Raw genomic sequence first — 15,362 nt, 5'->3', positions numbered from 1 at the left:
AGTTCTGACTCCTGAATAACATTCGGTACTTTTTACGGAGTGCTATTAAACTATACCGTTTAGTTTGCCCCTAGACGCAGCTTCCGTAACATTACCCCAAATATCAGATTCATCAACGGATAGAAAGAAAAACCTCACCTTAAGATATAGATTTTCGATCCCAATGTATTTTGTGGAAATCAGAATACGCTTATATTTCTTATTGAAGATAGATTATTTCCCAAAGAAATAATATATAATGCTTTTAACAAACTTGAATCAAATCAGAATATTTTATCCAATGACTAGCAAATATCTACCTAAATAAGTTTTAGTAGTTACATTGTCATAAATTAAACTGCTTTGACAGGGATTCAGAACAGCAGACCTAAAAGTACAAGCATTTGAGAAGTGCCATGTATCATACTTATGGTAGATATCTGGCAAAGAACCTTATGAGACACCAGAAGGGATGAAAAATAAGCCGAATAAATCATTGGTATGGGATAATTCAATGAATTAGTATGATATATTGACGGTATCAATAAAGATACAGATTTAATTCTATTTCCAGATACACGCACATTTAATATCTGTTTAATTTGTGTCAAATGCTGTAACACAACTATGTGACTAGTTGTGGGATTTGTGCAAGCAATAGAAGTCATTCCTATCAATATACCTCACACTAATATATTTCATCTCAATAGCTACAGTTGCTTATGATTCAATCATTGATGATTGACGAGTAGTTCATAAAATTAAATGAGGAAAAACTATGAGACTGATGGTTTACTCTCACGATACATTCGGTCTCGGAAACATTCGCCGGATGTTAGCTATTTGTAATTATTTACTCGACTCAATCCCGGATATTTCCATTATTTTAGTGTCTGGTTCCCCAGCTATCCATAGCTTTCGATTACATCCGCGTCTTGATTACATCAAACTTCCTTGTATTGGGCGCGATCGAGAAGGTAAACTATCAGCTAAATATTTACGAACAAGTACGGAAAAAACCATAAGGTTACGCTCTGAATTAATTAAGACAACAGCCGTTCACTTTCAACCTGATTTATTACTTGTAGATAAAAAACCCTATGGTTTGCAAAGTGAGTTAAAGGAAACTCTGACCTATTTGAATACTCATAAACCTGAAACCAAGTTAGTTTTACTTTTGCGCGATATCTTAGACCGTTCAGAAGTTACGATATCCGAGTGGGAAAAGAATCAATACTACCAAGCTATTGAGTGGTTTTATGACAAAATATTGGTTGTTGGGATGCCGGAAGTATTTGATTTAGTTAAAGAGTATAATTTCTCTACAACAATTGTCAAAAAAGTAAATTTTTGCGGCTATATCCGTAGAGAACTAGGACTCAAGTCTGGTTCTACTATCCGTCAAGAATTGCAAATCAAACCATCAGAAAAATTGGTTCTTGTTACCCCTGGTGGAGGTGAGGATGGCTATCGTTTGATAGATACTTACCTCCAGAGTTTTATTTACCAGACTTCTGAGGTTTCCATCAAGAGTCTAATTGTTTCGGGTCCAGAAATGCCATCATCCCAAAGGGAAGCATTATCTCAGGTGGCTCAAAACAATCCAAATTTCAAGATTTGCGAATTCACGGATGATATTATTAGCTACATGGAAGCTGCTGATACCATTGTTTCAATGGCAGGTTATAACACTGTTTGTGAGATTTTATCTCTAAGTAAGAGAGCTGTGGTTGTTCCTCGTACCCAACCAGTTCAAGAACAATTAATTCGCGCTCAAAGAATGAGTAGCTTTGGTTTATTTAGATTTATTCATCCAGATAATTTAACTCCAGAGAATTTACTAGAAACTGTTATGGAACAACTTAACAGTACAAGTAAGCATTTTTCTCCTGTATCCCGTTTAGATTTAGATGCGCTACCAAGAATAGAACAAGAGCTTTCCCAACTATGTTTCGGTAAAATGGCGTGGGAATTGAGCCCAATGGAGCACAACGAAGAAGACTTACAGGATCTCATATTAGGAAGCGTAAAATAAATCTCATACTTTTTTACGAACTACTCTCACTTGTTGGTCACACGTGTCAAATTAGATGAAAAATTTCTCATAAAAGTTTCATTAAAAGTTCATTGATAAACAAGAAGCTGTAAAAAGAGACACTTGTGTAGTCTACCAGCGACTAACATAAACACTTTATGAAGGGAGGTTAGAGTGGAATGAAAAAGATTATGTTCTATTGCCAAAATCTTTTAGGTATGGGTCATCTGGTGCGGACTACAGAAATTATTCGCAATTTGGTTAAAGACTTCGAGGTTTGTTTGATCGATGGGGGACAAATTGTAGAAGGGTTTCAAATGCCAGACGGTGTAGAAGTTGTCCACCTTCCGGCAATTAAAGCAGAGGGTAAGCAGATAAAGGTAGTCAATAGTTCTCAGACCCTGGAAGAGGTACAAGAAATCCGTAAACGCAAGCTGATGAGAGTATTTGACGACTTTCAACCCGACTGTTTAGTGACCGAAGGATATCCTTTCAGTAAGAAAAAGAGCCTAGCATTTGAATTAGTTCCACTGCTTCAAAGAATAAAAGCATCAGGGCGAGACACCAAGATTGTTTGTAGTCTCCGAGATATTATCATGGTAAAGCAGTATGGAGACAGGGCAAAGGCGGAGAAAGAACGATGTGAACTGATGAACCAGTATTATGATATGTTGCTGATTCATTCAGACCCAAAACTTCATCGTTTGGAAGAAAACTTTTCTCTTACCGGAGAACTTGAGTGTCAAATTAATTACACTGGTTACGTAGCGCAATCATCGCCGAAAAATATAGAATTTACTCTGGAAGACATCGTTAATCTCAACCGTCAGGAACCAACGATATTGGTGAGTGTAGGTGGAGGTAGGTTGGGACATGACTTACTAGAATGTGTAATTGATTCCGCTTCAATTATTGATTCACATTTACCCCATCATATCCAAATTTTTGCCGGGCCTTTTATGCCTGAAGAAAAGTTTGTTTATTTCCAGAAGTTAGCTGCTGATAAGTCTAATGTCACTTTCCAGCGTTATACCCCTAATTTACTATCCTACATGGAAAGAGCTAGGCTTTCGATCAGTTTAGGGGGTTATAACACCACAATGAACGTCCTCAGAACAGGTGTCAATTCAATGATTTATCCCTCTAATAAAGATAGCGAACAGAGAATTAGAGCCGAAAAATTAGAGCAGTTAGGTATCCTGAGTGTAGTTCGCCCAGAAGACTTACAAGCTGATATCTTTGCAAGTAAAGTAATAGATCGTCTGCAAACATTACCTACAACCAGTGCTTTTGGACAATTAGAACTTCAAGGAGCCCAGAAAACAGCTCAAATATTGAAAGATGTAGTTCAGTCCAAAGTCGCGATCGCAGCTTAGTTTTTTCCGGAAATGGAAATATAGGGGAATTATTGGGAAGTCATTATTAGAAAGTATTGCAAATTAATATCGCACAAAATCAGACTGAAAGATGGAAGAAGACTGAATTCTAAAAACTGCTAAACTAACAATGAAATAGCAATGAAAAAAATAATGTTTTACTGTCAGAACCTGATGGGTATGGGTCATCTGGTTCGCAGTGCAGAAATTATTCGTAGTCTAGTCACACAATTTGAAGTTTGTTTGATTGATGGTGGACCTGTCGTCCAAAATTTTGAAATCCCCTGTTCCGTGAAAACTATCCGCATTCCAGCTTTGAGAGTTAGAAATCGCAATCTTGAGGTGGTAGATAATAACCTGAACTTGGAAGAAGTTAAAGAGATTCGCAAACATAGACTTTTGCAGATATTTGATGAGTTTCAACCTGATTGCTTGATTACAGAAGGGTATCCTTTTAGTAAAGGTAAACTTGCTTTTGAGCTAATTCCTCTCTTAGAAAAAGTCAAATCAAGTAGGGGACGTACTAAAGCAGTTTGCTGCGTTAGAGATATCGTTCTATCAAAAAATTATTATCAGGATAAAGCCAAATTAGAAATTAAAAAACGTGATTTAATTAATCGGTATTACGATCTGTTACTGGTTCATTCAGACCCAAAAATTCATAAATTAGAAGAAAATTTTTCCTTAACTGGGGAGATTAATTGTAATATTAACTACACGGGTTATGTTGCCCAATCACCTCCAAAGAATTTACCTCCTACAGCTGAAGATATTGCTGGTCTTAGCCGCAAAGAGCCAATGATTTTAGTTAGTATTGGTGGTGGTAGATTTGGACATGAACTGATTGAAAAAATCTTAGATGCAAGTATAATCTTAGAGAAGTTCTTGCCCCATAAAATTCAAATATTTACCGGACCTTTTATGCCGGAAGAAAAGTTTTTAGAATTGCAAAAATTAGCAACTAATAAGAATAATATTAACTTTAGAAGATACACAGCACATTTACTTTCTTATATGAGGAAAGCAGCGCTGTCAATTAGTTTAGGTGGCTACAACACGACAATGAATGTTCTAAGAACTGGTGTCAATGCCATGATTTATCCGTCAAACGACGGTAGCGAACAAAGAACTAGATCGGAAAAACTAGAAAGATTGGGTATTCTTGATGTTCTTCGTCCTGAAGATTTACCAAGCGAACGCCTAGCACAAAAGATTATTACTTCTCTTCATAAAAAAAGGGATATAGAAATTTCAAATTATGTAGAATTACAAGGCGCTCAAAACACCACGAGATTTATTCAAGAGCTATTAAAAGTTGATTCAGTTAATCCTGGTAAAGAAAGTAGCTTTAAATGGCAAACAGAGCATAGTCTATCTATTTAAAATTAATGACTGCAAAAGACTTTAATATTTGGCATTTATTGCTTTATTTTATTCTCAATTAATTTTGCGTTCGGCTCATACAAGAAAAATGGAATAAGGCTGGAGGGAAGTGGGGATTACATGAAAAAAAAGATTTTATTTTATTGTCAATATCATTTGGGAATGGGACACCTGGTTAGGAGCTTGGAGATTTTACGCTCCCTAGCTAAAGATTTCCAAGTTTGTTTTGTAAAAGCTGGGTGGGAAGTAGAAGGTTTTGAAGCTCCTGCTGGAGTACAGGTGGTTACCCTTCCTTTGCTATTATCAGAAAATCGCCAGGTTAAAGTTGCAGATAGCTCCCAAGACCTTGAAGAAGTCAAACAGGTGCGTCAAGATAAGCTGTTACAGGTTTTTGAGGAATTTCAACCTGATTGCTTAATTACTGAGGGTTACCCTTTTAACAAACATCAGTTTGAATTTGAAGCTATTCCACTTTTGCAAAGAATCAAAGCAACGGGAAGAAAAACTAAAGTAGTTTCCAGTTTACGTGATATTGTGATGGCGAAACACTACGATAATCGAGAAGCTGTCACCGATAAAATTTGTAATTTAATGAACCAATATTTTGATTTACTTCTGGTTCATTCAGACCCAAAATTTCATAATCTAGCGGAAAGCTTTCCTCGAATTAAAGAAATTCAAAGTCAAATTAAATATACCGGTTATGTTGCTCAATCATCTCCAGAAAATCCGCTACTTACTGAGGAAGATTTAGCAACTCTTAATTTGAATCAACCAACTATTTTAGTTACTATTGGTGGGGGACAATTAGGGCACGATCTGTTAGAATCTATCCTGCAAGCTATTCCACTGATTAGTAAATCTTTACCACACCAAATAATTGCTTTTGCTGGTCCTTTCTTCCCAGCAGAAAAGTTTCTAAAACTACAAGAAACCGTAGCAAATCAAACTAATCTGACTTTGAGAAAGTATACTGCTAATTTAATTCCTTATATGGAAAAAGCAGAACTTTCCATCAGTTTGTGCGGTTATAACACCACAATGAATATTCTCAGAACAGGTGTTAATTCCATGATTTTCCCTTCTAATAAAGATTGGGAACAAAAAATCAGAGCAGAGAAGTTAGAAAAACTCGGACTTACTGAAATAATTCATCCTGCGGATTTGAATCCCGAGTCTTTGAGTCAAAAGATTATCGCCAATCTGAATAAACAAGGTTCTGTGAATACCTGCGAACCAATCGAACTTGAGGGAGCACAGAAAACATCCAGTTTATTGCAAGAGTTTTTGGAGAACGCTGTTGTTGCTGTGTGATGTACCAGGTAACAACTTCAAGAACATCAAATTAAGTCAAATCTGATTGCTTTTGGTCGCTAAAAGACCTGGAAGAGCAAAAGTTATCAAAAAGGAGATTGAAAATGGAAGTATCTACCAATTCTAAGCCAAATGTAACCATTGTTGTAGTACCACGGGAGCGTTTTAGCTATACACGGGAATCTCTCGAAAGCATTTACCAAGATACAGCTTGTCCCTTTGAGTTAGTTTATGTTGATGGGGGTTCTCCAAAACATATTCGACGTTATTTACAAGCACAAGCACAAGAAAAACAATTTAAATTAATTAGAACCAATCACTATATCTCTCCCAATCGTGCCAGAAATATTGGACTGAGTGAAGTGAAAACTAAATATGTTGTTTTTATTGATAATGACGTTCTTGTTAAACGAGGTTGGTTAACTTCCTTGATAAAATCTGCGGAAGAGACAGATGCAATGGTAGTTGGTACCCTTACCTGTCTAGATAAACCTCTTCACGAAATAATTCACAATGGTGGTGGAGAAACTTATATAGATATAAGAGAAAATAATGGTAAGGTAACTCGCCATGGAGTACAAAATAGTTATCTCGAAGGAAGAAGGGTAAATAAAATACCCGAACAACTCAATCTCACCGAATGCGATTTTGTTGAATTACACTGCGCCTTAGTTCGTACTGAATTGTTTGAAAAAACCGGACCTTTTGATGAAAGGCTGCTCAGCACCCGCGAACATATTGACTTATGCTTAACAGCAACCCATAAAGCTGGTGGTAAAGTTTACTGCGATCGCCAAAGTATAGTAACCTATGTTACGGGACCCCATCTTGATTGGTCAGATGTAACTTATTTTATGTTACGTTGGAGTGATGCTTGGGATATGGCTAGCTTTGAGCATTTTCGTCAAAAATGGGACTTGGAAGAAGATTGGTATTTTGAAAAGCGCTATTATCGCCTAGGACGTCGTCGCTATCGGTCTTTGCTTCGGGCTGCAATTACTCGCTTTCCCTGGAAAGAGCACAAACCTTGGTTTGCTACTTGGCTCAAATCAACAGAAAGGATAGTCAACGGTTGGATGAGTGACATTTATGCTCTCAAGCACAGCTATGCTCGTCATAGTATTGGTTTGAGGAAAAAGCAAAAGGTTAAAGATACGGAAAATTTCAAGCCTTTAGTTACCTCGTCTTCAGTTTCCTAGATTGGGTTGAAAATACTCGCTATATCTACCTTCGGTAATTGGTTATGGGTAATCGGTGATAGCACTGCGTGCCCGCCGCAAGCGGCATATGGTGATTAGTGTGATTAGTGATTCGTAAAATGTGCTCTGTGTGCGCTTCAAAGTAAGTAATTACATAAACACAAGGCTTTGAGATATTTCAAATTCACACAGGTGGTTAATTTAAGTCCACCTTGATTAGTTAAGGAGAACATACCTATGCTTTGGGAATTGAATAAATTAAGAAGCGATTTAAAAACACAGAGCTTTTACGAAGGTACTCCTGGTACCCGTGTAATTCTGGTGCGTCACGGTCAAAGTACTTATAATGCTCAGGGTCGCCATCAGGGTAGCAGTGATGAATCTGTTTTAACACAAGCAGGTATTGACAGCGCCCAAAAAATAGGTGTTTCCTTAAGAGGGATAGCAATCGATGGTTTGTATGCAAGTCCTCTAAAACGAGCTCAAGAAACAGCCAGAGAAATATTGACTACTATGGGTCTTTGTGCTGATGATCTCAAATTAAATGCTCGTCCTTGGGATTTGCGAGAAATTGACTTGCACGGATGGCAAGGTTTACCGTTAAAGTACGTGCAAGAACAATTTGCTGATGATTATCGTTGCTGGAGACAACGACCCCATGAGTTTTGTATGAAAGTTATCCCCCATCAGTCTTCATCAGTTAAGACCAAGGAATATTGCTTTCCCGTCCTCGATTTGTATGAAAGGGCACAAAATTTTTGGGAAAACATACTACCCCATCATGTCGGTCAAACCCTGTTATTAGTGGGGCATTCTGGAATTAACCGTGCTTTAATCGCCACAGCGCTTGGTTTAACACCTGATCGCTATCATGCCATGCAACAGTCTAACTGTGGAATCAGTATCTTAAATTTTTCTGGTGACGACCGCCAACAAGCACAAATAGAAGCTTTAAATCTGACGACGCAACTGGGAGAAACTCTACCCAAACCCAAGGGAGATTCTCAAGGTCTCCGCTTGTTACTAGTTCCTTCAGGACATACTGAACCAAAAAATACTAATCCACAAAATATCAATTCACAAAATATCAATTCACAAAATATCAATCCACAAAATATTAATCCACAAAATACTAACCTACAACCAATTCAAAAGTTAGCTAAATTCCTAGAGAAAGTTTTCATCGACTTTAGCATTAGTGGAGATATTGGTAATTCCCAAATACTTGCAGAGCAGATTCTGCAATATCATCCAGCAACAGTGCAACTGCAAGTATTACGAGAAGATTTTCCCCGGATTTGGCAAAAAACTATTGAGGCTAATAATTCCGTATCAAGCTCAAAGTCTACAAGTTCAGACAGATTAGTAACTGGGTTAGTCGTTGCTCGCCCTTCCATTATTAAATCTCTAATTGGTCAAGTATTGGGTTTGGATTCAGATGAACTGTACAAGTTGCAAGTTCATCAAGAAAAAATTAGCGTCATCCATTATCCTTCCTCACAACAACGCGCACCAATGCTTCAAGCAATAAATATTTCCCCTGGAGAGCAAGCAATAACTTCAATACTTGATTCTTCAGTTTCCAGTTCTTCTTTTATAACTTCTAGCATACTCAATTGATCGAGGATTTGGAATTGGCGACTTGGGATTGGGGATTAGTAATTTTTCAATTGCGCTCGATCGGGTTGGGAAATTTTTATCTTCGTCAACCAGCAATTTAAAACTACAAAATTTAACTTAAAACTTAAAACAACAAAACTAAACAGTGGAGATATCGAAAATGACTCAACCAGAAGTAACTCTTGTTGTTGTACCACGGGAACGTTTCAGCTATACTCAGCAGTCTCTGGAAAGTATTTATGAAAATACCGACTATCCCTTTGAGTTAGTTTATGTTGATGTCTGCACTCCCAAACATATTCAACAGTACCTCCAAGAAAAATCTCAGGAAAAAAACTTTAAATTAGTTAGAACGCCATACTATGTTTCTCCCAACCAAGCAAGAAATGTAGGTTTGCGTCATGTCACAACTCAATATGTTGTCTTTATAGACAATGACGTAGTAGTTAAACGCGGTTGGTTGACAAAATTAGTTGAATGTGCAGAAGAAACCGGAGCCGCAGTCGTTGGACCCCTTACTTGTCTGGGACAACCAGAACACCAAGTAATTCATAATGCCGGTGGAGAAAACCGCATTAAAATTAAAGAAGTAGACGGCAAACCCCAAAGGTGTATACGTCAAAAGACTTATCTCACAGGGGAGCATGTTGTTAATGTACCCGACGAACTCAAACGAGTGCAATGTGAATACGTTGAATTTCACTGCATGCTAGTTCGTACAGAAATATTTGATGGTACCGTTCAAATTGATGAAGGAATGTTGGCGACACGCGAACACATTGATTTTTGTTTGATGGTATTAGAAGCTGGCGGTACCATTTATTGCGAACGAGATTCTGTGATTACCACCGATACTTTGGGAATTAGTAAGAATCAAAAAGGTTTGATGGCATTGACAGGAAGCATACAAATACCAGATTTTGAATGGTCAGATCTTCCCTATTTCATGTTACGGTGGAATGATGCTTGGGATTTAGCAAGCTTAACTCACTTACGTGGTAAGTGGAACCTTTATGAAGACAAGTATTTCCATAAGCGCTATAAGGGACTTGGAGGTCGAAGACGCGAGATTTTAATCAAACCATTAGTCCGTCGTCTAACTTTTGGCAAAGGTAGTCCTTGGTTAGAAAAAATCTTAAGTTCTTTAGAAACACGATTTAACCATTATTACTACAAACGTTATATCCAAAAACTACCCCAAGCAAAACAAGCTCAAGCAGCAGAAATGCTCCAGTCTGTGGAAGTGCTTCAGTCAGCTATGGTTTAGAGGTGATAGCACTGCGTGCCGCCGCCGCAAGCGGCATATGGGGATTGGTGATTAGGTAATGGGTAATGGGTCATTGGTATTAGTGATTTGTGACTCCTGTCTCCTGACTTCTGACTTCTGCTGTGCTTACGCCCAACTTACGTTAACGCCGTAGGCGCGGTCTGTCCTGACTCCTGACTTCTGACTTCTGACTCCTGTCTCCTGACTCCTGACTTCTGTCTCCTGACTCCCATCTTCTGATTTTTGATTTTTATGTATTTTTCCTTAGGAGCGATTATATATGCTTTACAGAGATTTTGGTAACACAGGTTTTAAAGTGTCTGCGATTGGTATGGGTACCTGGAATATTGGTAATCAATGGGGTAATATTGACGATGGTACGGCTTTAGCTACTATACGCAGTGCATTTGATAATGGAGTTAATCTATTCGATACTGCTGAAGCATATGGAATTCCACCAGGATTATCTGAAATACGCTTAGGACAGGCTTTAACAGGTATTCGTCAGCAAGTATATATAGTTTCTAAGATTGGTAGCTGGGGAAGACGCGAAGGTCATCCAATACCTAAGGATTCACCGGAAAATATTCGTCTGTGTGCCCATGCTTGCTTGTATCGCCTCCGTACAGATTGGATCGATGTAATGCTTTGTCATGAAGGTAGTATTGAAGATCCTAGCATTTACCTGGAAGGGTTTGAGATGCTCAAACAGCAAGGTCATATCCGAGCTTATGGTATTTCAACCAATGATTTAGAAGTACTGAAGAAGTTTAACGTCAATAATACTTGTCAAGTATTGGAAATTGACTATTCACTATTAAATCGCAAGCCAGATTCAGACATATTACCATACTGTCAAGAACATGGAATTGCGGTCATGATTCGGGGACCTCTCGCTAAAGGTTTACTTTCTGGTAAGTATTCAGCAGATACAGTTTTTACCGATACTATTCGTTCCAAATGGCATAAAAAAGAAAAAGCTCAACAAAAACTAGAAAAGAATATTGCTAAAGTAGATAAACTAAAAACTGTTTTCCCATCTCAACAAGAAATGGTGACAGGAGCTCTTCGCTACGTAATTTCTCACCCCGCACAACCTGTTGCAATTCCTGGAGCTAAATCTCCCGAACAAGCTGCAATTAATGCGATCGCAGGAGAAAAACTTTTGTCTACAGAAGAAAGAGAAAATCTACACAAATGCATGGAAAATACTTCTTCGGCATCATCTGACAGTGTGCCAGTTACAGCAGCGGCAGGATAAATCCATTGTAGGGTAATTTTATCAAATTCATCTCAGGTTTCTACAGATAAAATATACACCATTGGTTATAGTCATAAGGGCGCACATCGGTGCGCCCATACAATTTCTATATTGGATTATAATCAACTTATATCGCTTCACTTTGCTGTTTAAAGTTTGAAAAAATTGAAAAAATATCCCAAATTCAATCTAGCCCAGCCATTGAGTACATATTGAAACTTAATGACATATTAAAGTGTGTTTGTGTTGAGAGATTATATCGCCAGTCATTAATCAAAATACATAATCTATTTTTCATATGAGTCAGGTATTAGAGATAGCTCCAATCCTCAAAGAAAAAATTTTCACATCACCTGTAAAGATTGCAAAGATTGAATTATTGAAACTGGATTACAGAATCAGTGATCGAGAAATATACTTTGTTCGTAGTATTTCAAGTGATGGTGCAGTTGGGATTGCAATCGCTCATAAATACAAATATGTCCAGAATTTCTATCCCATCTTGCAAAATTTAGTTATTCCCTATTTTATTGGTAAAGATGCACGCGAGCTAGAATCATTGATTGATGGTGTTTATTTATTCCGTCGCAACTATAAGCTCGGCGGATTACCGTTTTGGTGCTGTGTTGCTTGGGTCGAGATGAGTTTGTTAGACCTGTTAGGAAAAGTTGCAAGTAAACCTGTTGGAGAACTTTTAGGTGGAGTACTTCGCTCGGAAATCCCCATATATCTCTCCAGTTTACGACGTGATACTACCCCAGAAAGAGAAGTTGCATTTGCACAAAAACGGATTGAGGAAACTGGAGCAAAAGCCATAAAATTCAAAATTGGTGGGCGAATGAGCAATAATTCTGATGCTGCTCCCGGACGTACGGAAAGTCTAATTTCCCTTGCTCGTAAAACCCTTGGTGATTCCATCGCAATTCATGCAGATGCTAACGGCTCCTACGATTCAAAAAAAGCGATCGAGGTGGGTAGAATGCTAGAAGCTCATAATGTTTCTTTTTTTGAGGAACCTTGTCCGTTTGAAGAACTAGAAGAAATTAAACATGTTACTGATGCTTTATCGATGTCAGTTGCAGCAGGGGAATTGGAAACCAGCTGGTCGCGGTTCAAATCCATGATTCGACAGCGTACTATTGACATTGTCCAACCAGATCTAATTTTTTATGGTGGGTTTATACGTACAATTAGAGTAGCATGTCAAGTCAAAAGTGCAGGTATTCTCACTACAATTCATAACCCAGAGCGAGGACCAGGAATAAATTATCCACTGCATTGTGCTTCATGTATTCCTAGTCCCTATAAATATCATGAATACAATGCTAAATCCCTTAAATATACAGATTGGTTTACCCCTGTACTCAAACCTGAAAATGGTGTAATTAAGGTTCCCCAAGAACCTGGTCTGGGAATGAGTTTCGATCCGAAGGTGCTAAGAGAAGCAAAAGCATTTTTATGAGTAATGAGTACAAGACCGATAGCATCAACTAAATATCAAAAAAATAGATTATTTACTTAAGGATACCTTGGAACCCTTTCTTAAATCTTCTAAAAATTGGAATATAGATTGTAATTCCGGTGAAAAGACATCCCATCCTGTAGATGCAAAAAAATCAGACAAATCTACTTGTCGTTGCTGCTCGTAAATACTTGCTTGTAAAAGCATCTCTAATCGGTCTAATTGCTGGACAAAATTAGCTTCTGCAGAAATACCTTGTTCGTATTCCTCCCATAGGTTAATCCACTTCCATCCATTAGGTAACTTATTAAATACTTGCAAAACCGATTTTTTTTCTAATTCAAACTTGTGATTCTTGTCAATTTTATCTTTGGGAGTAAAGTCACCGGCGTAGATTTCTCCTAAATCATGAATTAAAGCCATCCTCACAACTTTATTCACATCCAATTCTGGATATTGATCTGCTAGCAACAAACCTAATAAGGCGACACAAAATGAATGTTCAGCAACACTTTCACAATACTTTGGCTCAATACCATGTTGTAACCAACCTTGACGATACAGTTGCTTTAGATGATTGAATTCAAAATAAGCTTCAATAATTGGTAAAGTATTTTTACCATCTAAAATACTAATTGGTAAAGATGCTTTTGTATGCATGGTTCACAAAGATAAACTGTAGCGAAGAATCTCAAATTTAAAAACTCCATTTAAAAAGATTACCATTCTTCATGCATTAAATCTTTACAGATGTGCCAAAAAGTACTTTCATGTATACATGAACTTTGTTTAAAAATTTTATTCCTGTTCTTGTCAAAGTAGGATAATTTAATTACAAACACTTAAGTAAATTAATTTAATCAATAATTTTAATTAACCAATTTTTATAATTATTCCTTAAGATTTAACTTTCGATTAAACAAAATTCAGTGGTAGCTTATTTATATATTTAACATCTAATTAATATTTTAATTTCTTAATACTCCCAACTGTTAGTGCAAAATTTTGTTTGAAAATCGAAGGTAAATGTTTAATGAAAAATTACTCACTTAAAACTATAAAAATTACATTAAGAACTTTCATTTTAGGTGCGTGTATATCTGTAGGTAGTGTATTAGCTCAAACACTGCCGATTGCAGATAATTTAATTGGTTTCAATACAGATGAAGGGGAAAGTTTACTTGTAAAAAGTAAATCTAGAGAAGATTTTATCCCTCTGAGTATGCATTTTGTTACTCAAAAAAATCAAGCATACTGTGGTGTTGCTAGTATTGTCATGGTACTTAATGCTTTGGGTATTCCCGCACCAGAATCAGAAAAATATAAACCATATCGTGTATTTACTCAAGAAAATTTCTTCAGCAACAAAGCTGCTGTTAAAGTAATTGCTCCTGAGGTGGTTTCTCGTCAAGGAATGACAGTACAGGAATTAGGAAAACTATTAGGAAGTTACCAAGCCAAAGCCCGAGTTTATCATGCAGGTAATACGACTTTAGAAGAATTTCGCAAGCTTGCAACAAATAATTTAAAACAATCTGAAAACTTTATTATCATCAACTATTTACGTAGAGCAATGGGTCAAAAGCGAGGTGGACATATTTCACCTATAGCAGCTTATAACAAAGAAACAGATAGATTTTTAATATTAGATGTTTCTCGTTATAAATATCCTCCTGTTTGGGTGAAAACTGCAGATTTGTGGAAAGCCATGAATACAGTCGATCCAGTTTCAGGTAAAACACGTGGTTTTGTATTAGTCAGTAAAATTTAGCTTAAACGCCGTAAGCCCCACACCATAATCTTGATTTGGTGTGGGATAATCCGTGGGACAAAAATGACGTACCCTCCAAATAGACCAATCTTGTAATTGGGTGCTGCAGAGTAGCTTCATATTTGTTTTGCAAAATAAAGTAAAAGCAGATATGTTAAATCCTTCTTCATACATTTCTGCTGCTCGAAACATCTTCAGATCGAGCTTCATTAAATGAGCAGGAGGTGAATCATGTTACCAACTAATGTAACTTATTAGTGCAATCAAAGACGAAGCAAGAGAATGAGTAAAAAAGGAAGAGTTGACCGTCATCAGTCCATTTATATGTTATGCAAGTTTATTCCACCACGAGAATGGGTATTGAGCATCAAAATTCAAAATGTAGACACAAATGCTAGAAAATATAGTGCTATGCGCAAGTAAAAAGTCAAAATTCATTAGACATCTCCAGAAATGAGATATCACCCCTGACTACATAAGGCTTTTATATTCTTTTTCGGAGATGTCTATTAGTGCAGCGTGTCCGCAGGACATAAGTATACTGATTATAGGTTTCAGCATTCACCAATGTCCTAACCTAAATATGTAGTGCTATATATGTTGTTTTTCAAGCACAAGGGCGGCTTAAAACAAGAAAAATTTACCTAGGAGTCATATAGTACAATTACTAGAATATTTGATGACTCCTATTATTC

At 37.1% G+C, this 15,362-nt stretch carries 12 protein-coding genes and 1 pseudogene; 11 read left to right on the top strand and 2 right to left on the bottom strand.

Annotation, left to right across the window (positions count from 1 at the left end):
- The first annotated feature begins 757 nt into the window (after positions 1–757).
- From QNJ50_RS04130 to QNJ50_RS04090, 9 genes are all read left to right on the top strand, one after another.
- The gene (locus QNJ50_RS04130) at positions 758–2,014 is read left to right on the top strand and encodes a glycosyltransferase (RefSeq protein ID WP_300632347.1); all 1,257 of its coding nucleotides are present in this window, start codon (positions 758–760) and stop codon (positions 2,012–2,014) included.
- 179 nt (positions 2,015–2,193) lie between these two features.
- Positions 2,194–3,390 carry a glycosyltransferase gene (locus QNJ50_RS04125; protein ID WP_300632344.1) on the top strand — a complete coding sequence of 399 codons (1,197 nt, stop codon included), beginning with the start codon at positions 2,194–2,196 and terminating at the stop codon, positions 3,388–3,390.
- 141 nt (positions 3,391–3,531) lie between these two features.
- Complete coding sequence (locus QNJ50_RS04120; protein ID WP_300632341.1) at positions 3,532–4,773, top strand: glycosyltransferase; 1,242 nt, start codon at positions 3,532–3,534, stop codon at positions 4,771–4,773.
- Between the two features lie 120 nt (positions 4,774–4,893).
- Entirely contained in the window at positions 4,894–6,087 is a 1,194-nt protein-coding gene (locus tag QNJ50_RS04115; protein WP_300632339.1) for a glycosyltransferase, read from the top strand.
- A 104-nt stretch (positions 6,088–6,191) separates the two neighbouring features.
- A complete protein-coding gene (locus tag QNJ50_RS04110; protein ID WP_300632337.1) occupies positions 6,192–7,286 on the top strand; it encodes a glycosyltransferase in 1,095 nt (364 codons plus the stop codon).
- 237 nt (positions 7,287–7,523) lie between these two features.
- A complete protein-coding gene (locus QNJ50_RS04105) occupies positions 7,524–8,906 on the top strand; it encodes a histidine phosphatase family protein (RefSeq protein ID WP_300632334.1) in 1,383 nt (460 codons plus the stop codon).
- Positions 8,907–9,066: 160 nt separating this feature from the next.
- Complete coding sequence (locus QNJ50_RS04100) at positions 9,067–10,173, top strand: glycosyltransferase (protein WP_300632331.1); 1,107 nt, start codon at positions 9,067–9,069, stop codon at positions 10,171–10,173.
- Between the two features lie 280 nt (positions 10,174–10,453).
- Entirely contained in the window at positions 10,454–11,434 is a 981-nt protein-coding gene (locus QNJ50_RS04095) for an aldo/keto reductase (protein ID WP_300632328.1), read from the top strand.
- Between the two features lie 298 nt (positions 11,435–11,732).
- Entirely contained in the window at positions 11,733–12,896 is a 1,164-nt protein-coding gene (locus tag QNJ50_RS04090; protein WP_300632326.1) for a mandelate racemase/muconate lactonizing enzyme family protein, read from the top strand.
- 48 nt (positions 12,897–12,944) lie between these two features.
- Here QNJ50_RS04090 and QNJ50_RS04085 read toward each other — a convergent pair whose 3' ends face one another.
- On the bottom strand, positions 12,945–13,556 hold the full coding sequence (locus QNJ50_RS04085; protein WP_300632324.1) for an HD domain-containing protein: 612 nt from the start codon (positions 13,554–13,556) through the stop codon (positions 12,945–12,947).
- A 373-nt stretch (positions 13,557–13,929) separates the two neighbouring features.
- Between QNJ50_RS04085 and QNJ50_RS04080 the strand changes: the two genes are divergently transcribed.
- A complete protein-coding gene (locus QNJ50_RS04080; RefSeq protein ID WP_300632321.1) occupies positions 13,930–14,667 on the top strand; it encodes a phytochelatin synthase family protein in 738 nt (245 codons plus the stop codon).
- Here QNJ50_RS04080 and QNJ50_RS04075 read toward each other — a convergent pair.
- Positions 14,650–14,877, bottom strand: coding sequence for a hypothetical protein (locus QNJ50_RS04075; protein WP_300632319.1), 228 nt, complete (start codon positions 14,875–14,877; stop codon positions 14,650–14,652). The two genes, QNJ50_RS04080 and QNJ50_RS04075, sit on opposite strands and share 18 nt — an antisense overlap.
- A gap of 69 nt (positions 14,878–14,946) precedes the next feature.
- Here QNJ50_RS04075 and QNJ50_RS28545 point away from each other — a divergent pair.
- Positions 14,947–15,090: pseudogene (locus QNJ50_RS28545) on the top strand (DUF4327 family protein); the annotation flags it as partial.
- Positions 15,091–15,362: the final 272 nt, after the last annotated feature.

The organism is Mastigocoleus sp. MO_188.B34 (genome assembly GCF_030065675.1).
GTDB lineage: Bacteria > Cyanobacteriota > Cyanobacteriia > Cyanobacteriales > Nostocaceae > Mastigocoleus.
The sequence above is the reverse complement of the archived record's forward strand: the minus strand, read 5'-3'. Positions and strand labels throughout refer to the sequence as shown.

Coding starts and splice junctions, on each gene's coding strand:
- QNJ50_RS04130 (WP_300632347.1), top strand. CDS start 758: ATGAGACTGATGGTTTACTCTCACGATACATTCGGTCTCGGAAACATT.
- QNJ50_RS04125 (WP_300632344.1), top strand. CDS start 2,194: ATGAAAAAGATTATGTTCTATTGCCAAAATCTTTTAGGTATGGGTCAT.
- QNJ50_RS04120 (WP_300632341.1), top strand. CDS start 3,532: ATGAAAAAAATAATGTTTTACTGTCAGAACCTGATGGGTATGGGTCAT.
- QNJ50_RS04115 (WP_300632339.1), top strand. CDS start 4,894: ATGAAAAAAAAGATTTTATTTTATTGTCAATATCATTTGGGAATGGGA.
- QNJ50_RS04110 (WP_300632337.1), top strand. CDS start 6,192: ATGGAAGTATCTACCAATTCTAAGCCAAATGTAACCATTGTTGTAGTA.
- QNJ50_RS04105 (WP_300632334.1), top strand. CDS start 7,524: ATGCTTTGGGAATTGAATAAATTAAGAAGCGATTTAAAAACACAGAGC.
- QNJ50_RS04100 (WP_300632331.1), top strand. CDS start 9,067: ATGACTCAACCAGAAGTAACTCTTGTTGTTGTACCACGGGAACGTTTC.
- QNJ50_RS04095 (WP_300632328.1), top strand. CDS start 10,454: ATGCTTTACAGAGATTTTGGTAACACAGGTTTTAAAGTGTCTGCGATT.
- QNJ50_RS04090 (WP_300632326.1), top strand. CDS start 11,733: ATGAGTCAGGTATTAGAGATAGCTCCAATCCTCAAAGAAAAAATTTTC.
- QNJ50_RS04085 (WP_300632324.1), bottom strand. CDS start 13,556: ATGCATACAAAAGCATCTTTACCAATTAGTATTTTAGATGGTAAAAAT.
- QNJ50_RS04080 (WP_300632321.1), top strand. CDS start 13,930: ATGAAAAATTACTCACTTAAAACTATAAAAATTACATTAAGAACTTTC.
- QNJ50_RS04075 (WP_300632319.1), bottom strand. CDS start 14,877: ATGAAGCTCGATCTGAAGATGTTTCGAGCAGCAGAAATGTATGAAGAA.